The following is a 21,201-nucleotide window of genomic DNA, read 5'->3' as shown; positions in this document are numbered from 1 at the left end:
CATTAGCGAGCCGTGTACCCACCATCGATAACCAATTCTGAACCCGTCATATAACGGGATTCATCAGAGGCTAAAAACAAACAACCGTTGGCAATATCTTCAGGCTGACCCATATGCCCCATGGGTATGGCTGCCTGAATACGCTCCAACATTTCTATTGCTTCAGCTTCCGATAAGCTGGCAGCAGCGCCGGCAATTAACGGCGTTTCAATAAAACCTGGGTGTACCGAATTAATTCTCACCGGATAGCCCTGCGATGCACAATGCAAGGCAGCCGACTTGGTAAAGATTCGCACACCACCTTTGCTGTAATTATAGGCAGCTGCTTGTGGTTCACCCACAATACCCTCGATAGAAGAAATATTGATAATCGAACCACCGCTGTCTTTCATGGCATCGATTGCACTCTGGGTACCCATAAACACGGATTCACCATTGACCGCTTGCGTAGTTTTCCAATCCGCCAGTGAACAATCGGCTACCGAACCGGGAATAACAATACCGGCATTGTTGACCAGTACCTGTAAACCACCCTGCTCGGCAACAATCTCAGTTATCACTTGCTGCCAACGATCTGCATTGGTGACATCCTGCTGCTTGGCTACTGCTTTTCCGCCAGCCTCAGAAATATCTGCTGCTACACGTTGCGCACCTTCAAGATTAATATCACTGACATACACCACAGCCCCTTCTTCGGCGAGCCGTTTACTGACAGCTTCACCAATACCACTACCTGCGCCCGTTACCAGGGCGACTTTGCCTTCCAAACGCTTAGTCATCTCTCTCGCTCACACAATTGTTGTATTAGTTATAGCTGGTTACGTAAGCAATCATTTTGCGGCGGATAAACCAGGGGCATAAACGGGTAACCAGACCCATCATTTGTGCTTTTAAACCCAACAGATAGCCTGCGTTTGATCCCGGTACGGCACGGTAGATAGCCTCTGCGACTTGTTCGGGCAATAGATCCACAGCCATACGCTGCATAATTTGTTCGGGGAGAGATGCGCCCATCGCGGTATTCACAATGGGCGGTTTTACACAGGTCACGCGAATACCGTAAGGCTTCCATTCCACGTTCAATGCCTCGGTCAAACCGTTAACATAAAACTTGCTGGCACTGTAAACCGCCAGCTGTGGAATACCCTGCACACTGGAGACAGAGCACAAATTGAGTAAGGTGGAATTGGGGGTTTGCTTGAGTAAAGGGAAGGCCAACTGCGCAACATCGGTCAGGCCTTTAATATTGATAGAAATCATCATATCGTGGGCTTTGCTATCGATCTGGTGAAATTCACCACCGGTTAAAACACCGGCGTTGTTGACCAGTACATCCAGTCGGCCCTGGGTTTGGTTGGAGAAATGATCCAGCGCCTGCTGAATCGAATCCCGGTCCATAACATTACAATAAGCACCACAGGCATTGGCAAACTCACCACTTTGCAGCAGTTTGTCTACGCCCTCCTGATTGATATCGTATAGGCCAACAAACCAGCCATCGGCCGCAAAACGCCTGGCCGTGGCCAAGCCAATACCGGATGCAGCACCGGTGATAAATACGGTTTTCATCTATGTTCTCTCTCTTGGTTTTAGCTCTTCTACATTAGGCTTCAGCTATGCTGGTCTGTATTTTTTATAGTTTTTCAGACCGATACTCTTCCTAACCTTACTTTAGACTACTAAAAACACTAACCACTAGACCCGGTCATATGCCGACACATTTAGGTCATATCACGCCCAAGCCTTCGCACCCTGGCCAGAGAGAACAAGGTGATAAACTAGATAGATTCCGTCAGAACCCCCTCCCCTTTCAGCGTAGAGACCTGCCCCGGCAATGGTGCCGAAAAGTAAATAGGTTTGATGCGGTTTGCCCGCTGCTGATCAAATACGGGGATCTGACTCATGGCATATTCGCTCAGTGCGGTAATGGTGAGTGAAGGATTCACGCCGAGGTTGCCGGGAATAATGGAGCCATCAATCACGCGTAACCCCTGGTAACCAAACACCTCGCCACTTTCATCGACCACACCCGTAGACGCGTCCTTACCAATAGCCACCCCACTCATAATATGAGCGGTTAGCGGTGTACCAAACAAAATTTCCATCAGGGAACTGCCGGCTTCACCACCGAGTTTTTCACTGTAACGCTTGGCCACATTTTCTGCGCCGGGAAAACTGACTTTCAGTTTCTCATCTTCATCATTTTGCACGGTAGTGATGGAGCGATTGAATAAACGGTACCAAGGCCTACGCCATTCAAAGTGAATATAAGCTTCAGAGGTTTGCATCACTAAAAATAAAATCGAATTGCGGGCTTTGCCTACCGGGTTTAATACTTTGAGGGTTTTAATCGGGTGAAGTAACGTATTGCCTAACCACTTAAACACTCGCGATACACCCTGGCCAGAGATTAGTGGCACATAAGGCAAGTAGTACCAAGGGCCATCAGAGCCTTTGCGGAAACGGTTGATTTCCATATTGGTATCATCGTCGGCGGCCATCATGGAGGTAATGGTTGGCCCTTCCCATACATCCTGATTTAAATTATTGGCGGTAATCAAGGTTTCCGAGTTGGTACGAATTTGTTGTCCTAACCAAGAGGAAATATTGGGTAAGGTTTTAGCGTTATCACGCATATTCAGTAACAACGGAACGGTACCCATAACACCTGCCGATAAAACCACACCACGGCAGCGAATCTTGTAACGGTTTTTGAACAACCACTTGGTAGAAGATTCAACGGTAATTTCATAACCGCCTGAACCATCATGTAAGCCGTTATCGCCAACCAGCGGTTCAATGCGAACCACTTGGGATTCCGGGCGAATCTCTACGCCGTTACGCTCGGCAAAGTAGAGATAGTTTTTCATCAGGGTATTTTTGGCATTGTGACGGCAACCGATAATGCAACTGCCACAGTTGTTGCAGGTGTTTCTATCCGGGCCATCGCCATTGAAATACGGGTCCCCTACCTCGGCGCCTTCCGGCGAGGTTTCGCTGGAAAAGATCACACCGGTATTAACCGTTTCCCAGCTATCACCGCGACCAATATCCTCGGCCACGGCTTTAAAGGTGTCATCGGCAACATTGGTATAAGGATTTTTTGTGGTTCCCAACATACGTTGCGCCAGGGCATAAAACGGTGCCAGGCGTTGCTTCCAGTCGCTGTGAATACGGGTCCAGGCGGTGGATTCAAACGCGGAATCGGGCGGCACCAGATGTACGTTGGCGTATATCTGCGAACCACCGCCAACACCAACGCCATGGATAATGCCAACCTTGCGGGTAAAGCTGAACTGCGTTGTACCTTTACAACCGATCCAGGGTAACCAGGCGTAGTTTTTCATATCCGTATTCAGTTCGGGAAAATCCTTATCCTCGCGTCTTAGGCCCTTTTCCAACACCAGCACGCTGTAACCCTTTTCCGATAAGCGCAGGGCACTGACGGCGCCGCCAAACCCGGAACCCACGACAACCTGATCAACATCAAACTCATTAACGCCCATGGCATCGACTCTCACTCTCCACTTGATAGCGCTTACTGTAGCAACTGTCCCTGAGCGACCATTGACAATATGCGACACCAGAATGACAATATGCGACATGCAGACAAATTCAATATTTCTATGAACAATCTCATCAGAGCCGCAGCCTTTCAGGGCTTTAATGAGCTGGTGCGTGAGCTCGCTGGCGATCCTGAGCAGATTCTCGCCAAGGTGTCATTGAGCACAGCGTTGCTGAGTAATACTGAACAGCTGGTCTCTTCAGCTGCGTTTATTCGTGCACTGAATATTGCCGCGCAAGACACACACTGCCCGGATTTCGGTTTGCGGCTTGGTGAACGTCAAAACCTTAAAGTACTCGGCGCGGTAGGCATTCTGGCCAGACAGGCGAAAACTATAAGTGAAGCCTTTGCCATCGTCAGCCGCTACTTCAACCTGCATAACACCGATGCCAGCCTGGGCATCGAAACCTATAACAATAAAACGCTGCTGGTGTACGACAACACCACCCCTGGGCACTCACGGGATTCACAGGTGTGTGATTTGGCACTGGCGGCCAGCAACAGCACCTTGCAGCAATTCGGCGGTAATAACTGGAGTGCCAAAGGGGTATTCTTTATCCACAAAGCCCCCAATGATCTGAGCCAATATCAGCGTATTTTTAATGCACCGCTTTATTTTGATCAGCCTCAGTACGCGATTGAATTTGAAAATGCGACCCTTGATATAGAACACTTGGAGCAAGATCCCGAGATCAATGCCTTCTTTAGCGATTACGTCTCCAAACTGGCCGCGACCTATGCATCCAACCATACAGAGATTGTCGGCCAACTCATTCGCTCTTTACTGAGTACGGGATATTGTACAGAGGAGCGTATCGCCAGCATTTTGCAGGTGAACAGACGCACGATTCAAAGGCGCTTAAAAAGTGAAGGCAGCAGCTTCAAGCAACTGTTAGCAGATATACGGCTCGAGATGGCTAAACACTTTTTGCGTGATACCAATCTTGCCATGAGCGATATTAGTATTGAACTCGGTTATTCTGAAACCAGTGCCTTTATGCGCTTTTTCAAACAACACGCAGGAATAACCGCCCTGTCATTCCGTCAGGGAAATTCTTAACTCCTCCCCATCTTTTGATTTGCATCAATAGATCATCAGCTTGTACGACTTCCCCGCTTGCTATAGCACAGGCTCTCGACTTAGCATAACCCCACAAATGAGACCTATCTCATTTTTGACCAAAACTCCAAAGGATAGAATTATGTCAAAGACTATTGCTATTGTGGGCGGCGGCCCATCCGGCCTGATCAGCGCTATCTGTTTTGCTCGTCGCGGTATTGCCACCACTGTGTATGAAGCCCTTGACTGCCCCTTAAAAGCAGCAACCTACAACCCCAACCGCTCCTACGCTATCGATATTTCTGGTCACGGCCTCAATGCCATTGACTACATCGGTGCTGTAGATCGCTTTAATAAAGCCATGATTCAGTTTGATGGCGTCAAACTCGAAGACAAGGTAGTAACCCCCTGGAATGAACCCGGCTGGATTGGTTCACGGGGTGATATCGTTAGCGTGTTAGTTAATTTGGTCAACGAGAAATACTCGGACCTTATCACCATCCACTACCAACACCGGGTAACCGGCGTTAATGTGCATCAGGGTCGACTGGAGTTTGAAGCTACCAATGACGATGGAACAACTGAACAACACAGCCAAGTCTTCGATTGTATTATTGCCGCCGACGGTGGTGGTTCAGTATTACGCGCACAAGCGACGCAACAGGAGCCCAACTATCAACTCACCAAAAAAGATGTGGGTTACCACTGCAAGATGATTACCATGGATACCAATACCGACGGTTTGGATCCCCGCTACTTACAAGTATTATCACCCAAAGGTTTCTGCGTGGCTGGCGCCATTAATGGCCCGGAAGGCCCTCAGGATCCGCTGTGGTTCTGTTTTGTACCCTACCCTGACGACAAACGTTTCGATTCCCTCGAAGACGTTCGTACACACTTTGCCGAACGCTGCCCGAAATTACTGCAATACACCAGCGATAAAGAGCTGAGTGAATTTGCCCAACGCCCGTCTCAGAATATTGGCCGCGTAACACAATCTTCCCAGTTATACGCCGGCAAAGTCATCTTCCTGGGGGATGCCGCCATTTCTTACCCGCCGATTGGTCAGGGCATTAACGGCGCGATGGAATCCTCCATGATTCTGGACCAATGTTTGGGCCGTGCCGGTTTTGATACCGAAGGTGCTGTGATTGACGATCAAATGCTGCAGCAAATGGCGAAGATGTATAACGACCGCTGGCACCCGGAAACCATGGCCGTGTCCTGGTTGGGAATGAAAAACGTCATGGCCAAACCCTGGCACAAGGTGCGCGCGCTGGCGATGGAAGCCCTGAATATGAATGTGCTGCACGATACCAAGCGTTCGGATATTGCGTATTCAGAAGTGTATCATCGTGCGAAAAAACAGGGGCCGTTCTGGATTTTGTAAAAGAAAATCGGGCCAAATAAAAAGCCCGTGAATCACTTCGCGGGCTTTTAGGTTTTTACTGCTAGCCACTATTAGCTAAACAGTTCACCCTTCTCGGCTTTCTCAACCACAATCGCAGGTGGCTCAAAGCGCTTGCCGTATTTCTCAGCCAGTTCTTTGGTACGTGCGATAAACTTATCCAAGCCATAGGTGTTGAGGAACTGCAGGTAACCACCGGTCCAGACCGGCGCACCAATGCCCATAATGGAACCGATGTTGCCATCGGCCACGGAGCGCAATACACCTTCTTCCAGACACTTGAGGGTTTCGATCACGGAGCGGAACAACAGACGATCTTTCATATCCTGCTCGGAGACACCGTGATCTTCCTTGTAGTATTTGTCCACTAGCGGCTGCCAAATTTTCTTGCTGCCATCGGCACCGTACTCGTAGAAACCACCACCGTGATGACGACCGCCACGGCCGTGTTCACCGACAATCCATTCAACCACTTCACCGGTGACATTGCCATCAACCGGCTCACGCCACAGGCCCATTTCCTGCTGAGTGGATTGCACCTTGCGAGCCAGCTCCTGGCTTACCTCATCCTGTACCGTCAAAGGACCAACCGGCATGCCAATGGCTTTACCCAGGCTGTCGATTTGAATCGGGTTAACACCTTCCGTCAGCAGGTGGATACCTTCATCGATATAGGTGCCGAAAGTACGGGAGGTAAAGAAGCCCACGGAATCGTTAACCACGATCGGGGTTTTCTTGATTTGACGTGCGTAGTCAAACGCTTTGGCCAGGGTTTCATCGCTGGTTTTGTCACCGGTGATAATTTCAACCAACGGCATCTTATCAACCGGCGAGAAGAAGTGGATACCAATAAAGTTTTCAGGCTTGCTGGCACCTTCTGCCAACTGAGTAATCGGCAGGGTTGAGGTATTAGAACCCCAGACGCCGTTTTCAGCCAGGTAACCTTCGGTGGACTGGGTGATCTTGTGCTTGAGTTCCATATTTTCAAACACAGCTTCAATAATCAGATCACAACCCTGCAGGTCGGCATCGTCAGCAGTCGCGTTGATCAGGCCCAGAATGCCGGCTTTTTTCTCTTCGGTCATACGACCGCGGGACACACGTTTGTCCAGCAGTTTTTCGGAGTAGGCTTTACCCTTGTCTGCCGCTTCCTGGGAGATATCTTTCAGTACCACTTCGATACCGGCCATGGCAGACACATAGGCAATGCCCTGGCCCATCATACCCGCCCCCAGTACACCGACTTTCTTCACAGAAGTTGGCGCAATATCTTTCGGGCGGTTGGAACCACCATTAACCTGATTCAGCTGGAAGAAGAACGCTGTAATCATGTTTTTGGCTTGTGGGGTTTTGCAGGCCAGATAAGCAAAGTTACGGGCTTCTACCAGGTGTGCATTATCAAAATCCAAACGCGCAGCTTCTACGGCTGTGGATAGAATCTTTTCCGGTGCCGGTAACAGGCCGCGGGTTTTCTGACGCAGCATGGGTGGTGCCATCATCAATACCTGAGCCAGTTTCGGGCTGTTGGCATTGCCACCAGGAATCTTAAAGCCTTTGCGATCCCAAGGCTGAACGGCGGCGTCTTCGTTGTCTTTGTTTTCCAGAATCCAGGCTTTGGCACGTGGCAGCAGCTCTTCCAGGCTTTCAACGGTTTCGTCGATAAGGCCAGCTTTCAGGGCTTTTTCCGCATTGGCTTTTTTACCTTCCAGCAGGTACGGTAAGGCGTTCTGTAAACCCAACAGGTTGACCATACGCACCACACCACCGCCGCCAGGCAACAGACCCAGGCTAACTTCTGGCAGACCTACTTGTACGGCCTTGCTGTTAATTGCAACACGGTGATTACAGGACAGGCAGATTTCATAACCGCCGCCCAACGCAGCACCATTAATGGCGGCAACAACAGGAACCGGCAATTTTTCCAAACGGCGCAGACGTTCTTTAGTGGCCAGAATACCGTTAAAGAATTCTTCGGTTTCTTCTTCCTTAACCGCCAGCAACATATTCAGATCACCACCGGCGAAGAAGGTGCTCTTGGCTGAGGCGAATACCACACCGGTTAAACCGGATTCGGCTTCCAGCTTGTCCACGGTTTCGTTCATGGCCACATTGTATTCTTCGTTCATGGCATTAACCGGACCGGTCATGTCCATGGTAACGGTTACGATACCGTCGGCGTCTTTTTCGTACTTAAATACACTCATTGTTCTTTACCCTTCAATTCTCAACCAACGGTTACACACGTTCGATAATGGTGGAAATGCCCATACCACCACCCACACACAGCGACAGCATGGCGCGCTTGGCGTTACGACGCTCCAGCTCGTCAAGCATGGTGCTTACCAGGATGGCACCGGTCGCACCCAGTGGGTGGCCCATGGCAATAGCGCCACCGTTAACGTTGGTAATTTCATGACTGATATCGAGATCCTGCATATAACGCATGGCAACAGAAGCGAAGGCTTCGTTGATTTCCCACAGATCAATATCGGAAGGTTTCAGGCCAGCGGTGGCCAGACATTTTTTCGCCGCAGGGCCAGGGCCTGTCAGCATAATAATAGGGTCGGTTGCCAGAATCGCAGTGGCAACAACACGGCCGCGAGGCGTCAGGCCCAGATCTTTACCGGCTTTTTCGCTACCGATCAGTACCGCACTGGCACCATCGACAATACCGGAGGAGTTACCCGGGGTGTGAACGTGATCAATCTTATCCACAGCGGTGTATTTGCTCAGCGCTACATCATCAAAACCAAACTGGCCAGGCATTTCAAAGGATGGCTTGAGCTTGCCCAGGCCTTCCATGGTGGTGTCTGGCTTAATAAAGTCGTCCTTTTCAAGAATGGTTAAACCATTGAGGTCTTTTACAGGCACAACCGACTTATCGAAGTAACCGTTATCACGGGCATGGGCGGCACGCTTCTGGGATTCCAGCGCGTAGGCATCTACATCCTCACGGCCCCAGCCACCCAGTGTGGCAATCAGGTCAGCGCCAATACCCTGAGGCACAAAACCGGTCTTCAATGAAAAGTCCGGGTCGGTAGCCATGGCACCACCGTTAGAGCCCATAGGCACACGGGACATACACTCCACACCACCGGCAACCACCAGCTGATCCCAACCGGAAGCAACCTTCTGGGCCGCAGTATTGACAGCTTCCAGGCCAGAGGCACAGAAGCGGTCCATTTGTACACCGGCAACGGACTCATCCCAGTCGGCGTTTTGGACGATCATTTTGGCGACATCACTGCCCTGCTCGCCAATCGGGGTCACACAACCCATGAGTACGTCATCGACATAGCTGGTATCCAGGTCGTGGCGGGACTGGATCTCGCGCAACAGGCCGGCGCCCAAGTCAATAGGCTTTACGGTATGTAGCGAACCGTCCTTCTTGCCCTTACTGCGCGGGGTGCGCACGGCTTCATAGATATAAGCGTGGTTTGCCATTGGGTGTATCTCTCTCTGCTTTGTTTTAATTGAAAGCTATCAAGTGTGGAATAGCCGCCCGAGGGAGTCTATGGCGCGGAGTGCCAACACCATAGACGAATCTGACAAAACACTAAGTATAGAAGAGAAACAGCCCTTGGCTGATCAAGAAGCGGAAGCACAAAAAAGGGCACTAAAAAGTGCCCTGGTAATAAATTGTGAATTAACTATCTGTGGTTAAGCCGTCAGTGGTAGCGGCGTCGATATACAAACAGGCCAATCATGGCTACTAACAACAATGTCGGTATCAACAGCATATTGATGAGTTTTAAACGCAACTCCAGGGATTCTATCGATTGATTGAGTTGATGCTGCACTTGTCGCAACTCTTTGCGCACCTTTAAGCGCTCTTCTTCAAAACGCTTAACTTCGGCTTGTTGGGATTCATTGAGTTCCAGTAACTGACCGCCGTTTTCCGGGCTATTAAATGCCTGAATACTGGCTTCCAGATTTTCCAGCTGCTCCAGCAAACGTTGCTCTTGCGCCTTAAAGGCACCGGCGGCTTCATTACGTAACTCGTTAACCAGCGTGAAGGGACGGGTGTACTGGCCGCGGGAGCGAATGGCAATCAGGCTGTTGCTGCCACTTAATACCTCGACGGCGTTAAGCACCAGATCACCATTGTTGGCCCAGGGCATGGCAACACGCTGACCAAAGAAGTTTGATACCTGCACCCATAGGCGGTCTGTGAGCATATCGACATCTCCTACCAACATGACCTGAATACCGGCATCAACCGATTCACTGCGATGCGGTTCCAGCACTGTCTCTTCAGTTTCTTGCTCAACTTCTTGTTCTGCCTCTTCAGTGCCCTCCTCCATTTCTGGACGGGCCTCAAAGGCAGACTCGGCAGCGCCGGTAATATTCGCCGCCAAGATATATCGCTCTCCCGTTGCCGCAAAGTCCAACAGTAAATCACCGTGATTGGTGATCCCGACAATATCATCGACGGCCAATGGCATGGATTGATCACTGGATTGCAGTAAAGGTTCCAAATTTGTTGTGGCGGCTTCCGCCTGGGTGAAATAACCGGCACTGGCAAGGTTCACCGTTTCCAATTCACCGGTGATTACGCTGTCGCGATTAAAGGCTTCTTCGCGTAATCCAAAGATGCCGACGTGCGGCAAAGCCGGTGCACCTTCGCTGGCAGCCAGTCGCAAGCCCCACTGGCTATCTCCCACCACTTCTTCAGCAGAGAAACTGACGCCCCAACTATCGAAAAGGCGCTGTAAGTTAGAGCCATTTAAGCCCCCCTGTCCCATACCTTCAAAATGGGGATCAACAAAAACCAGAGTTTTACCACCCGCCAGCACGTATTGATCGATGGCATATAAGGCTGAGTCAGGTAACGCCTGAGGATGCACCACCATCAAAACATCAACATCTTTATCTACCGCCGTTAATGTGCCAGGCAAATTACGCACATCAACAATCTGCTGCAATTGCTCAACCACAGCCCAAGGGCCACTGGGTTGGCGTGTAGCAAAATCAAAACCGCCCAGCATGGATTGAGAGCTCAATAAACCCAATACTGGAGACTGAGTTTGCTTTAGACGATAAATCAGTTGGCTAATGTCATACTCAAGAAATTGTTCGCGATCCGGGCTAAAAAAGGCAATCACTTCTTCACGTGCTTCGCTGTCTTTACCGCTACGACCAGCCAAGCCCATATACAAGCTGTCGCCACCCAAACTTAAAGGTGCCCCCTGTAATCCCAACTCCACCGCTTGGTCTTCCGCTTCGCTGAAGGGTTCCGGATCAACAACGGTGACGGAAACCTTTGTGGGGTTCAGTGCTTCGTATTCACGCAGCAGGTCTTCAATTCTGCGGGCATAGTCGCGGAACTGTGGCACTTCCGCCGCCAGGGAGGCAGAAAAATAAAAGCTGAGTTCAATCGGCTCTTCTACTTGTGAAACGATATCTTCGGTACCTTCCGATAAGGTATAGATCCCCTCTTCGGTCAGGTCCATCCGCCAGGCGGGCAACTGTTGCAGTAATTGCACCCCCACTAACAATACGGCAGCCAACACCAGTAAAGTGGCAAGGCTCTTGCCCCACAGGGAGCGCACGGAAACAGAATTACTCATAAACTATAAATCCTCTATTCCGCTTTTTTCAGATTGAGTACAACAACCGTTGCGCCCAGCCAACACAGCGCAAACAGAATAAAGAACAATAAATCACGGATATCCAGTACACCGCGACTAATACTCTGGAAATGAGTTAACAAGCTAAGATTGGCAATCCCTTGTGCCAGTACTTCTGGCAATACTGCCTGCAGTACATCTTGCAACATGGGAAGCCCTGCGAGAATAAACAGCAAGCACAACATCACCGTTAACACATAGGCAATGACCTGATTTTTTGTCGCGGCCGACAGGCAGGAACCCACCGCCAAAAAAGCCCCGGACATTAGCCAGCTGCCGCAGTAAGCCGCAGCGATAATGCCGTTATCTGGATCGCCCAGGTAATTTACCGTCAGCCACAAAGGAAAAGATAAAAGCAACGCGATACCGGTAAAGGTCCAGGCCGCGAGGAATTTACCCAGCACACTGTCATACAGCGACAGGGGTAAGGTCATCAGCAGTTCCAAATTGCCGCTGCGGCGTTCTTCGGCCCACAAACGCATCGACAGTGGTGGTACCAGCACTAAATAAAGCCAGGGGTGAAATAAAAAGAACGACAATAAATCGGCCTGCTCACGGGCAAAAAAACTGCCCAGCTCAAAAGTGAGAAATCCGCTTAACAATAAAAATACAGCGATAAAGATATAAGCCAGTGGCGTGACAAAATAACTTTGCAGCTCACGACGATAGACAACACCTATACGTGTTAACGACATTTGATTCATGTTTAAGCTTCCACAGGCAAGGCGGTGGTTACACGACGGAACACATCATCCAGCCGCCCTTCATCCACAGCAACATGATGTATCTTCCAACCGAGATCTTTGGCACCGGCAAACACCGCTTCAAAGATAGGCTGGTCGCCTTCAGGCAAGACAATAAGATGGCTGGCATCATTGACATCGGTGACTACGGATTTAACTCCGGCAACAGTCGCCAGTGCATTGATATCTGCAACCGGTTCGGCAAGGTAGAGGTGAACAGCCTGATAGAATTCAGAGGTACGCTGCAAGGCAATCGGTGTATCGTCGGCCACCAGTTTGCCACGATCGATAATAATGGCGCGCTGACATAAGGCTTCCACCTCTTCGAGAATATGGGTAGATATGATCACAATCTTGTTGCTGGCCAGGTTGCGAATAATTTCCCGCACCTGGTGTTTTTGATTGGGATCCAAACCATCAGTCGGCTCATCCAAAATCAGGATATCCGGGTCATGGATTAACGCCTGCGCCAATCCCACACGCCGCTTAAACCCTTTTGACAGGGTTTCAATGGTCTTTTTAAGCACTGACTCCAGTTGCAGTAGCTCAACAACATGGGCCACACGGCGATCTATCTCTGCCCCTCTGAAATCTCGCACCTGGGCAACAAATTTCAGAAAGCCTGCTACCGACATTTCCTCATAGCTGGGCGCACCTTCTGGCAGATAGCCGATTAACTGCTTTACGGCCAACGGGTCCTGAATAACATCGTGGCCGTGCACAATCACACTGCCGTGATCCGGTGTTAAAAACCCGGTAATCATTTTCATGGTGGTTGATTTACCGGCGCCATTGGGGCCTAAAAACCCCAGCACTTCTCCGGGCTTTACCGTAAAGGATAAATTATCAACTGCGAGCAGGTTACCGAACCGTTTGCTTAACTGCCTGACTTCAATCATATATTCACATCTGCCATCCCGGCTTCAAGTGATAAAAAACATGCTAAAAAAATATAATCGCAAGATTGAGGAATATCAATAGAGCCTGGGGCAGCGCTACTGATTAAGCAAGTGCTGGGCTTCAGCAATTTGTTCCCGCGATTCATCGAGGATTTTGATGGTTAACTGAGGAGTAAGCTCGCCCAAGGGCAGCTTGATAAAGGCTGGAAGCTGATCAATTTGCGCAACAGGCAGAGGACGCTTATGACGCATCATATTGTGCAATTGCGCCACCTGCACCACATCGCAGATATCCGCTTTACCCACGTGTTCGCGCTGCCAATGAGTGGCCTCTTTCGCCGTGACGATAAAGTCCTCGGGGAAGCGCCAGTGTTTTAACATCAACTCACCGGCTTCGGCTTTCAGCTGGTCTACCATGACCTGCACCTTGTGCTCATCGTCCACCTGCGTTTGATGGCTGTCGATATAGCTCAGCACGGCAATCACACCCACGTTGTGCAATAAACCCGCTAGCATTAGTTCTTCCGGCGGGTAACCCAAGCCCATCGAACGGCGGGCAATCACCAGGCTGATAGCGGCCACTTCCACACTGGTCTGCCAGGTCTTCAACATGGTTTTCTTCAATAGAGAAGAGCGTGGTTTAAACAAATCTTTGAGGGCAAAGCTGATCACCAACTGACGGGTGGTATCCAACCCCAAGCGCACAATGGCCCCCTGGGTGGTATCGCAGGCTTTTGAGCCGTGATAAACCGGGCTATTGGCCGCCCTGATAAGCTTGGCAGCAATGGCGGGATCGGCGTTCACGACATTGGCTATCTGGCCGGCACTGGCACTCTCATCATCGAGCAGACGCCGTACCTTCATCGCCACTTCGGGCAGGCTGGGCAACACAAAACTGTTATTGCGCAGGGCCACCTTAAAGTCTTTTAACAGCTCGCGCCCTTCGGCTTCCTCAATGCTGTTAACCTCATCGACAAAGTAGGTCTCTTCAACCACATTCGATTGACGCATTTCCTCCTGCAGCTCTTCGATCATATCGGCATCAATGATCAATAGCTCCGATTGTGCGGTGGTGCTCACGGTATACTGCCGTGGCCGCAGACGGGACAACTGTCGAGCTGCCTGTTCACTATCGGCGGTTAAACGACGGCGGCTGCCATCACTGGTCATCAGCTCCACTTCGCCACTGAGCAGGAAGAACTCATTGGAATCAATATCACCGGCTTCAAACAGGCAATAACCGGCCGGCACCTTCTGGTAATTGACCTGACTGGCCAACAGCAACAGATGGTGATCGTCCAGGCCCTGGAAGGGCACAAAGCGTTTTAATGCCTGAGGGTCGAATAAGGCCTGCATGGCCAAAAAAGCTCCAAGGTGTAAACAGAAGGTTTCTTATAACGAGTATATAGGAGAAAACACCGATACGGTGAGTCTTTAATACCCTGCCTAACAGGGTATCGGCATTAAGCGCCATTTCTATTGATGAATAACAACTAAAATGGCGCTTGGTAGCTATGGCGGGAAATTAGATCGGTAAGAGTTCCAGTTCTACACGGCGGTTGGCCTGGCGACCTTGAGCCGTATCGTTGCTGGCCACGGGGTAACGAGGGCCGTAACCGGCAGTCTGAATACGACCTACAGAGATATAATGGGTCAACAGGTAGTTTTTCACGCTCTCGGCACGACGCTCACTTAACACCTGGTTGGTTTGTAAGCTGCCGGTGGAGTCGGTGTGGCCGGCAATCTTGATCGCGGTTTTATCAAACTCCCCCAGCACCTGGGCGACAGAATCCAGCACATTGTAGAAGTTGCTGCGAATCTCGTAACGACCGGTATCAAAGGTGATATTGCCTGGCATTACCAGGCGCAGGTTATCACCTTCGCGACGTACCTGAACACCGGAGCCCGCCAACTTCTGGCGCAACGCCGCTTCCTGCTGATCCATGTAATAACCAATACCACCACCGATAGCACCACCGGCAACGGCGCCGGTCAAAATACCTTTGTTTCTGTCGCCCTTGCTGGAGGTCGCTGCACCGATAATGGCGCCTACCACAGCACCAGCGCCAGCGCCTTTGGCGGTACTACTGGTTTTTTGCTCACCGGTGTAGGGATCAACGGTGGTACAACCCACCATAACCAGTACCAGTAATAAGCTGAAAATTCTCATGTTGCACTCCTTGTATGTGTTGCCGCTATTGTATCGTTTATTGGTGGCTTGGTTTTGCTACCAAGCTCTCACTTAGGTATACAGACCTGAATTAATGGAATTAGTTTAGTGCGCTTTACTGAACCGCGCATGAATAATTACAGCTTGGTTACCATGGCCTGTTCAGGCTACTATTTGCGCCTTCTTTAAAGGACAACAGCATAAGCGAGCTTTACTATGCCCAACTACCGCCAGTCAGGGAATGTCCGACTGTTTACCCGTGTTTTTATTATTGCCACCACACTGCTGATTGGCGCCTGTAGTAAATACCAACTTACTCTCAATGAGCGGGTTATGTATACACCTGCTCCTCTGTTTACTGATTTCTCTACCGCTGATCGCCAGTTAAAAACCTGCCTCGACCAGGCCATTACCGATGCCCAGGTCACCAGCGCGGGCGACCTGAAACAATTGATCTGTACTCATGCAGGACTCACCTCTCTCGAAGGGCTAGAGATCTTTACCGGCCTGGAGCTATTACACCTGGCCCATAACAAACTGCAAAGCGCAGAAGCCATTGCTCGCCTGCCGCAACTGCAAGAGGTATCGCTAAGCGATAACCAACTGCAACAGATTCCCGAAATCCTGCTGCTGGAAAAACTGACCATGCTGGATTTAACTGAGAACGCTACGCTGAACTGCGGCGACATCGCCCAGTTCCGAGAACGATACCAGGGTGAACTGAAAGCGCCGGAGCAATGCCAATAAACGCCTGAGATTTTCAACACACAGCCATAAAAAAACGCCAGTCAATGCTGGCGTTTTTTTATGGCAATTTGAATAAGCTATTAGTACGACTTAGAGAGCATCAGGTACCGGTGCAAACATTAAACCGACGACATTGCGGTTGTGGTACATCACCTTCATATCGACGGGCTCTTCATTGATAGCTCCGACCATCTTGCGGAAGCGAACACTCACCACAGTACCTATCGGTGGCAAAGGTGCATTCTCAATCAGAACTGATGCGCCACCATCGGAAATATCGCGGGCAAAACCCGTAATAGTGCCAAATGTAGGATTAGTCACTTCAACGCGAATCGAAGTAGGACGGCGCTCAAACCGTCGACGTTCATCCACTGTCATATTCAACAACCTTAGCTAGCAATTCCCAATGCAAGGGTGGTATCAAATCATAATTCCATACAGGAATAAACCCATATCTTCTTACTATGAATTTAGACTACCTACTCATCAAGTATAGTTAGGTTTTCTGTAAGCCCCTGATAATTACTACGAAAGTATCAACAGTTATCCCAAAGTGCATACAATCCACAGATTCTGTGGATAACTCTGTGCACGACCTATTGAAACCTGCCGCTAAACCCCATAAAACCTATCCCCCCCACAAATTGAACACAAACTAAACAATCACAAAAAGTCTTTATTTTTCAATAAGTTAAGAATATCAATAGAGTTTGACGACTTTTTATCCACTTTCCACATCGCTGTAATAGAAACGTAAAAAAGGGTGTGGAAAAGCTTGTCAGGTTAGACAGGTTGTATGTGAGGAGAGGCCTTGGTGGGTACTTACATTGCTGATTTGGACCATAAATCGGTGCCATAAACTGGGGTCTGACCCGCAGGGTCAGACCCCGATCGGGGGATAGGCAAAGTGTTGGGGTCTGATCCCTGCGGGTCAGACCCCATTCATGGCACTATCAACGATTTCTAGACTGTGAGCTCCAGCCAGTCGAAGCCCTGATCCTGGCAGGCGTAAACCACCTGATCGATATCAGCGGTGACGTCAGCCAGGGTCTCGCGAGTGCGATCCAGGCAATTGTTCTTCTGACTGATATGGGCCACCACCAGTTGCTGCAAACGGGCAATGTCTACCCGCTGCAAAAAACCGGCAGCCTGTTGATTACTCAAATGGCCCCACAAGCCACCGACCCGCTGTTTGAGCGATGGCGGATAAGGGCCGGAGGCCAGCATATGTGGGTCGTGATTGGCTTCCAGCACCAGGCCGTCGCACTGACTGTAAGCTTCTTCCACATGGGGGCTGATGCTGCCCAGGTCGGTAAGAATACCCAGACGCAAACCATTGGCTTCAAAAATAAACTGTGCGGGCTCACGGGCATCGTGTGGCACGGCGACAGGAATCACCTTTAGCGCGCCCAAATGAAACGACTGGTAGCCTTCAATCAGATTGAGCTCAGGAAGTTTGCCGAGATCGCGACTATGAAAGGTACCCGGTGTCATATACACCGGGCATTTGAGCTTGCGGGCCAGGGGGCCGACGCCTTTGATATGGTCACCGTGTTCATGGGTAACCACAATGGCGGTGATCGTCTGCGGATCACGCTCTAAACGCTCAACACGTGCCAGCGTGTCCTTAACGGTAAAACCACAATCAACCAGTACCAGCTGGTCGTCATAAGCGACCAGTGTACCGTTGCCCCGGCTACCACTCCCGAGGGAGGCATACCTCATATCAACAACCCGTTAGATCAGGTTGCGACGAATAACGTTTAGCAGCTCTTTGGCCTTGCGAGTATCCAGCGGACGGGCATAACCATCGCGAATGCGGATCTCAATGTTGTCTTCCAAACCACGCACGACCACCAGATAACCCGGTACGTTTTGCAACGGCTCGGACTTATCACTGGAGATGCTGGCAAAGATGGCACGATTGGCTGGGGTATCGTCCAGCTGCAAATGCGCCAAGACTTGCTGCAGGCTGTAAGGGGACGTCGCTACCTGCTCAGGCTCATCGCTGCCAAACAGAGAGCTGAAGAAACCTGGCTCTTCGTCTTTTTCCTCTTCATCCTCTTCGCCGACAGATTGATAAGCAACATAGTAAACACCAATGTCGCTATCCTGTTCCCACAGGGTAAAGCCCTGCTGCTGAACGGCGTGGCCAACGGTGGCCCAGGCACGGGTGTAGTCCAGATCCAGGTTCAGAATCGGCTCGCCGTCATCACGGGTCAGCTTAACTTTATCTTCAACACCGATGGTTTGTGCCAGCAGTGAAGTGGCCTGACCGGTCACATCGGTCGCCAGAGTAGCGGCCAGCTCATCGAGCATCCAGGCTTCACGCTCGGCGCTGATGGATTGTGCAGGCCAGTTCACCTGACCACGGCCAGGAATATCGCGATCAACGTTCATGTGCAGAACGTGGATTTCCGTATTATCCGGCTGAACACCCTGCTCGATTTGAATACGGTATTTGTCTTTGCGTTCCTGATCGTCTTTAAACTGCAGCCAACCGGTTTCGATAATACCGTTGGTGGCATCGGTAAAGACCACTTCCAAACGGTTGCGAGCCAGGAAGTTACGCACTTTTGGCCACACATCGGAAGGTTCGGTACTGACCAGAATCCAACGCTTTTGTCCCAGCTTCTGAATTTTCACCTTGTCGGCAAACGCGTTACCAGACAGTGGCTGTGGACGTGGCACTTCAAACTCATCGGTGATGGCCAGATCAATATTTTCTTCGGAAGGAATCACATACAACTGCTCGACCGAACGACTTTCAACCCCTTCAGGGACCTTCATAGGCTCAATAACATCAGCACGCAGATAATCATGCCCGCGATCGCGGAAATAACCTTCCTGGCCAAATAAACTACTACACCCTGTGTTTATTCCGGCAGTCAGCGCAATAGCGCCAGCCAGAGTCATGCGCTGCATATAGCGTGTCTTCATTATTATTGTCGTCTTGTCGTCGTTAGTCATACAGAAAAAGATTGCCTTAGGCTTTTACGCCAACCTGCTCCATCGCAGCACGTACTTGAGCGTGATATTCGCTAGCCAGTGGAGTCAGAGGTAAACGAATACCACCACCCATCAGGCCCAACTGCTCTACCGCCCACTTCACAGGAATCGGGTTGGACTCCACAAACATGGCATTGTGCAACGGCATCAGCTTTTCATTGATGGCGCGGGCTTCGTCAGCGTTACCGGCAATGGCCAGTTCACACATTTTGGCCACTTCGGCCGGCGCTACGTTGGCGGTTACGGTAATGTCACCTTTACCACCCAGCAGCATCAGCTCTACAGCGGTCTCATCATCACCGGAGAAGGTCAGGAAATCGTCCGGGGTATTTTCAATAATCCACTTGGCACGATCCAGCTCACCAGTGGCTTCTTTAATCGCAACGATATTGTTAACCGTTGCCAGACGGGCCACGGTTTCCTTATCCATATCCACGCCGGTACGGCCTGGTACGTTGTACAAGATCTGAGGAATATCCACAGCCTTGGCGATAGCCACGTGGTGCTGGTACAAACCTTCTTGCGTAGGCTTGTTGTAATACGGGGTTACCAGCAGGCAGGCATCGGCGCCACTGGCTTTGGCAGATTCGGTCAGTTCAATGGCTTCGGCGGTGGAATTGGCTCCGGTACCGGCGATAACCGGGATACGGCCATTAACCTGATCCACCACTTTGGCGATAACTTCCTGATGCTCTTTTACATTCAGGGTGGCAGATTCACCGGTGGTGCCCACCGCAACGATGCCATGCGTGCCCTTTTCCAGGTGCCAGTCCACGAGTTTGTGGAGGCTATCCCAGTCCAGCTGATTGTCTGCTGTCATTGGGGTTACCAGGGCAACCATACTACCTTGCATCATGCATTGTCTCCGAGCGGGTAAATCTGTTGTAAATACGCTTTATAAGCCAAGGGCGTAATGTTACTGACGCCACAACCCTGACACAAGTTCCCCAAGCGATTTCTTGCCGTTATCTTCGTATTAGAGGCCAATTTCTGGCCAATAATTGACCTAGGCTCGCTTATAGAGGGAAGGCTCGCCTGGCGGGCGGGTTTTGAAGCGTCGGTGGGCCCACAAATACTGCTCGGGCTGCTCGTTGATGCGGTCCTCAATAAAGCCGTTGATACGCTGGGCATCATCACGCTCATCACCAACAGGGAATGCCTGCAGAGCCGGATAAATCGTCACTTTGTAGCCCTGGCTACCCGGCAGGCGGGTCTGCACAAACGGCACCACACGGGCCTTGCCCAGACGGGCAAACTTGGCAGTTGCGGTGACAGAGGCTGCTTCCACACCAAAGAAAGGCGCGAACACACTCTGTTTGGGGCCATAGTCCTGATCAGGCGCATACCAGATGGCACGGCCACGCTTCAGGGCGCGGATCATGCCACGCACATCTTCACGGGGAATCACTTCGGTATTGTGGCTGTGGCGCTCGCGGCCCTTGCGCTGAACATAGTCAAACACCGGGTTCTTGTGCGGGCGGTACATACCGTCGATAGAGGCACTCATATTGAGGAAAGCCGCACCAATATCCAGGGTGGTGAAGTGCATGGCCATCAGGATCACGCCCTGACCATCTTCTTGCTGCAAATGCTCCAACCCTTCAATGGTGAACAGGCGACGAAGGCGCCATCGCGGTAAAAACCAGGCCATACCGGTTTCAAACAGCGCCATGGAGGTGGAGAAGAAGTTGTCATCCAACAGTTTGTCACGCTCGGCGGAGGTTAGCTGTGGAAAACACAGTTCCAAATTGCGGGAGATAATACGGCGACGACTTTTGCCAACTTTACGTAGTACAGGTGTGAGCACCCGGGCCAGGCCGCGCAGGCAAGGATAAGGTAACTGGGAAATCAGCCACCACAAGATAATACCCAGCCACAGTAACCAGTGGCGGGGATGAAGTAATGCAAGGGTAAAACGTGGCTTTTCCATAAGGCCCATCAACTGCTAATGATGGGCCGGGATTATATAG

18 protein-coding genes are annotated in these 21,201 nt (G+C 50.6%); 3 read left to right on the top strand and 15 right to left on the bottom strand.

All coding sequences use genetic code 11. The features are described 5' to 3' along the window. Nucleotides 1-2: 2 nt before the first annotated feature. The 3 genes from ACGHZ6_RS05930 to ACGHZ6_RS05920 all read right to left on the bottom strand — a co-directional run bounded on the left by ACGHZ6_RS05930 (nt 3) and on the right by ACGHZ6_RS05920 (nt 3,605). Entirely contained in the window at nt 3-779 is a 777-nt protein-coding gene (locus ACGHZ6_RS05930; protein WP_390617894.1) for a glucose 1-dehydrogenase, read from the bottom strand. Between the two features lie 25 nt (nt 780-804). Next, on the bottom strand, nt 805-1,569 hold the full coding sequence (locus tag ACGHZ6_RS05925; RefSeq protein WP_390617893.1) for an SDR family oxidoreductase: 765 nt from the start codon (nt 1,567-1,569) through the stop codon (nt 805-807). 209 nt (nt 1,570-1,778) lie between these two features. Continuing rightward, nucleotides 1,779-3,605: a GMC oxidoreductase gene (locus ACGHZ6_RS05920; RefSeq protein WP_390617892.1), complete on the bottom strand. Its 1,827-nt coding sequence runs from the start codon at nt 3,603-3,605 to the stop codon at nt 1,779-1,781. Between ACGHZ6_RS05920 and ACGHZ6_RS05915 the strand changes: the two genes are divergently transcribed. Next, entirely contained in the window at nt 3,597-4,625 is a 1,029-nt protein-coding gene (locus ACGHZ6_RS05915) for an AraC family transcriptional regulator (protein WP_390617891.1), read from the top strand. The genes ACGHZ6_RS05920 and ACGHZ6_RS05915 overlap by 9 nt on opposite strands. 142 nt (nt 4,626-4,767) lie before the next feature. Then, entirely contained in the window at nt 4,768-6,015 is a 1,248-nt protein-coding gene (locus ACGHZ6_RS05910) for an FAD-dependent oxidoreductase (RefSeq protein ID WP_390617890.1), read from the top strand. Between the two features lie 71 nt (nt 6,016-6,086). On the opposite strand, the gene ACGHZ6_RS05905 is transcribed toward ACGHZ6_RS05910, so the two are convergent. From ACGHZ6_RS05905 to ACGHZ6_RS05875, 7 genes are all read right to left on the bottom strand, one after another. After that, nucleotides 6,087-8,237, bottom strand: a complete 2,151-nt coding sequence (locus ACGHZ6_RS05905) for a 3-hydroxyacyl-CoA dehydrogenase NAD-binding domain-containing protein (RefSeq protein WP_390617889.1) — start codon at nt 8,235-8,237, stop codon at nt 6,087-6,089. A 31-nt stretch (nt 8,238-8,268) separates the two neighbouring features. Next, nucleotides 8,269-9,477 (bottom strand): acetyl-CoA C-acetyltransferase, encoded by a 1,209-nt coding sequence (locus tag ACGHZ6_RS05900; RefSeq protein WP_390617888.1) that lies wholly within the window; start codon nt 9,475-9,477, stop codon nt 8,269-8,271. 224 nt (nt 9,478-9,701) lie between these two features. After that, nucleotides 9,702-11,603 (bottom strand): GldG family protein, encoded by a 1,902-nt coding sequence (locus ACGHZ6_RS05895; RefSeq protein WP_390617887.1) that lies wholly within the window; start codon nt 11,601-11,603, stop codon nt 9,702-9,704. Between the two features lie 14 nt (nt 11,604-11,617). After that, nucleotides 11,618-12,367 carry an ABC transporter permease gene (locus ACGHZ6_RS05890; RefSeq protein WP_390617886.1) on the bottom strand — a complete coding sequence of 250 codons (750 nt, stop codon included), beginning with the start codon at nt 12,365-12,367 and terminating at the stop codon, nt 11,618-11,620. A 2-nt stretch (nt 12,368-12,369) separates the two neighbouring features. Then, nucleotides 12,370-13,305, bottom strand: a complete 936-nt coding sequence (locus tag ACGHZ6_RS05885; protein ID WP_390617885.1) for an ABC transporter ATP-binding protein — start codon at nt 13,303-13,305, stop codon at nt 12,370-12,372. A 96-nt stretch (nt 13,306-13,401) separates the two neighbouring features. Beyond that, nucleotides 13,402-14,661: an HDOD domain-containing protein gene (locus ACGHZ6_RS05880; protein ID WP_390617884.1), complete on the bottom strand. Its 1,260-nt coding sequence runs from the start codon at nt 14,659-14,661 to the stop codon at nt 13,402-13,404. Between the two features lie 169 nt (nt 14,662-14,830). Further along, entirely contained in the window at nt 14,831-15,475 is a 645-nt protein-coding gene (locus ACGHZ6_RS05875) for an OmpA family protein (RefSeq protein WP_390617883.1), read from the bottom strand. 216 nt (nt 15,476-15,691) lie between these two features. Here ACGHZ6_RS05875 and ACGHZ6_RS05870 point away from each other — a divergent pair, with 216 nt between their 5' ends. Further along, nucleotides 15,692-16,222 (top strand): hypothetical protein, encoded by a 531-nt coding sequence (locus tag ACGHZ6_RS05870; RefSeq protein ID WP_390617882.1) that lies wholly within the window; start codon nt 15,692-15,694, stop codon nt 16,220-16,222. Nucleotides 16,223-16,312: 90 nt separating this feature from the next. On the opposite strand, the gene ACGHZ6_RS05865 is transcribed toward ACGHZ6_RS05870, so the two are convergent. The 5 genes from ACGHZ6_RS05865 to lpxL form a co-directional block, all read right to left on the bottom strand. Further along, the gene (locus ACGHZ6_RS05865; RefSeq protein WP_390617881.1) at nt 16,313-16,600 is read right to left on the bottom strand and encodes a PilZ domain-containing protein; all 288 of its coding nucleotides are present in this window, start codon (nt 16,598-16,600) and stop codon (nt 16,313-16,315) included. Nucleotides 16,601-17,185: 585 nt separating this feature from the next. Further along, entirely contained in the window at nt 17,186-17,947 is a 762-nt protein-coding gene (locus ACGHZ6_RS05860; protein ID WP_390617880.1) for an MBL fold metallo-hydrolase, read from the bottom strand. Between the two features lie 12 nt (nt 17,948-17,959). Beyond that, complete coding sequence (gene bamC / locus ACGHZ6_RS05855; RefSeq protein WP_390617879.1) at nt 17,960-19,162, bottom strand: outer membrane protein assembly factor BamC; 1,203 nt, start codon at nt 19,160-19,162, stop codon at nt 17,960-17,962. Between the two features lie 46 nt (nt 19,163-19,208). Beyond that, nucleotides 19,209-20,087, bottom strand: coding sequence for a 4-hydroxy-tetrahydrodipicolinate synthase (dapA, locus tag ACGHZ6_RS05850; RefSeq protein WP_390617878.1), 879 nt, complete (start codon nt 20,085-20,087; stop codon nt 19,209-19,211). A gap of 150 nt (nt 20,088-20,237) precedes the next feature. Further along, the gene (gene lpxL / locus ACGHZ6_RS05845) at nt 20,238-21,161 is read right to left on the bottom strand and encodes an LpxL/LpxP family Kdo(2)-lipid IV(A) lauroyl/palmitoleoyl acyltransferase (RefSeq protein ID WP_390617877.1); all 924 of its coding nucleotides are present in this window, start codon (nt 21,159-21,161) and stop codon (nt 20,238-20,240) included. Between the last annotated feature and the right edge of the window lie 40 nt (nt 21,162-21,201).

The organism is Maricurvus nonylphenolicus, assembly GCF_042854845.1.
Classification (GTDB): Bacteria; Pseudomonadota; Gammaproteobacteria; order Pseudomonadales; family Cellvibrionaceae; genus Maricurvus; species Maricurvus nonylphenolicus.
The sequence above is the reverse complement of the archived record's forward strand: the minus strand, read 5'-3'. Positions and strand labels throughout refer to the sequence as shown.

Excerpts from the sequence above, each read along its gene's own strand:
- ACGHZ6_RS05930 (WP_390617894.1), bottom strand. The coding sequence starts at position 779 with ATGACTAAGCGTTTGGAAGGCAAAGTCGCCCTGGTAACGGGCGCAGGT.
- ACGHZ6_RS05925 (WP_390617893.1), bottom strand. The coding sequence starts at position 1,569 with ATGAAAACCGTATTTATCACCGGTGCTGCATCCGGTATTGGCTTGGCC.
- ACGHZ6_RS05915 (WP_390617891.1), top strand. The coding sequence starts at position 3,597 with ATGCGACATGCAGACAAATTCAATATTTCTATGAACAATCTCATCAGA.
- ACGHZ6_RS05920 (WP_390617892.1), bottom strand. The coding sequence starts at position 3,605 with ATGTCGCATATTGTCATTCTGGTGTCGCATATTGTCAATGGTCGCTCA.
- ACGHZ6_RS05910 (WP_390617890.1), top strand. The coding sequence starts at position 4,768 with ATGTCAAAGACTATTGCTATTGTGGGCGGCGGCCCATCCGGCCTGATC.
- ACGHZ6_RS05905 (WP_390617889.1), bottom strand. The coding sequence starts at position 8,237 with ATGAGTGTATTTAAGTACGAAAAAGACGCCGACGGTATCGTAACCGTT.
- ACGHZ6_RS05900 (WP_390617888.1), bottom strand. The coding sequence starts at position 9,477 with ATGGCAAACCACGCTTATATCTATGAAGCCGTGCGCACCCCGCGCAGT.
- ACGHZ6_RS05895 (WP_390617887.1), bottom strand. The coding sequence starts at position 11,603 with ATGAGTAATTCTGTTTCCGTGCGCTCCCTGTGGGGCAAGAGCCTTGCC.
- ACGHZ6_RS05890 (WP_390617886.1), bottom strand. The coding sequence starts at position 12,367 with ATGAATCAAATGTCGTTAACACGTATAGGTGTTGTCTATCGTCGTGAG.
- ACGHZ6_RS05885 (WP_390617885.1), bottom strand. The coding sequence starts at position 13,305 with ATGATTGAAGTCAGGCAGTTAAGCAAACGGTTCGGTAACCTGCTCGCA.
- ACGHZ6_RS05880 (WP_390617884.1), bottom strand. The coding sequence starts at position 14,661 with ATGCAGGCCTTATTCGACCCTCAGGCATTAAAACGCTTTGTGCCCTTC.
- ACGHZ6_RS05875 (WP_390617883.1), bottom strand. The coding sequence starts at position 15,475 with ATGAGAATTTTCAGCTTATTACTGGTACTGGTTATGGTGGGTTGTACC.
- ACGHZ6_RS05870 (WP_390617882.1), top strand. The coding sequence starts at position 15,692 with ATGCCCAACTACCGCCAGTCAGGGAATGTCCGACTGTTTACCCGTGTT.
- ACGHZ6_RS05865 (WP_390617881.1), bottom strand. The coding sequence starts at position 16,600 with ATGACAGTGGATGAACGTCGACGGTTTGAGCGCCGTCCTACTTCGATT.
- ACGHZ6_RS05860 (WP_390617880.1), bottom strand. The coding sequence starts at position 17,947 with ATGAGGTATGCCTCCCTCGGGAGTGGTAGCCGGGGCAACGGTACACTG.
- bamC (WP_390617879.1), bottom strand. The coding sequence starts at position 19,162 with ATGAAGACACGCTATATGCAGCGCATGACTCTGGCTGGCGCTATTGCG.
- dapA (WP_390617878.1), bottom strand. The coding sequence starts at position 20,087 with ATGATGCAAGGTAGTATGGTTGCCCTGGTAACCCCAATGACAGCAGAC.
- lpxL (WP_390617877.1), bottom strand. The coding sequence starts at position 21,161 with ATGGAAAAGCCACGTTTTACCCTTGCATTACTTCATCCCCGCCACTGG.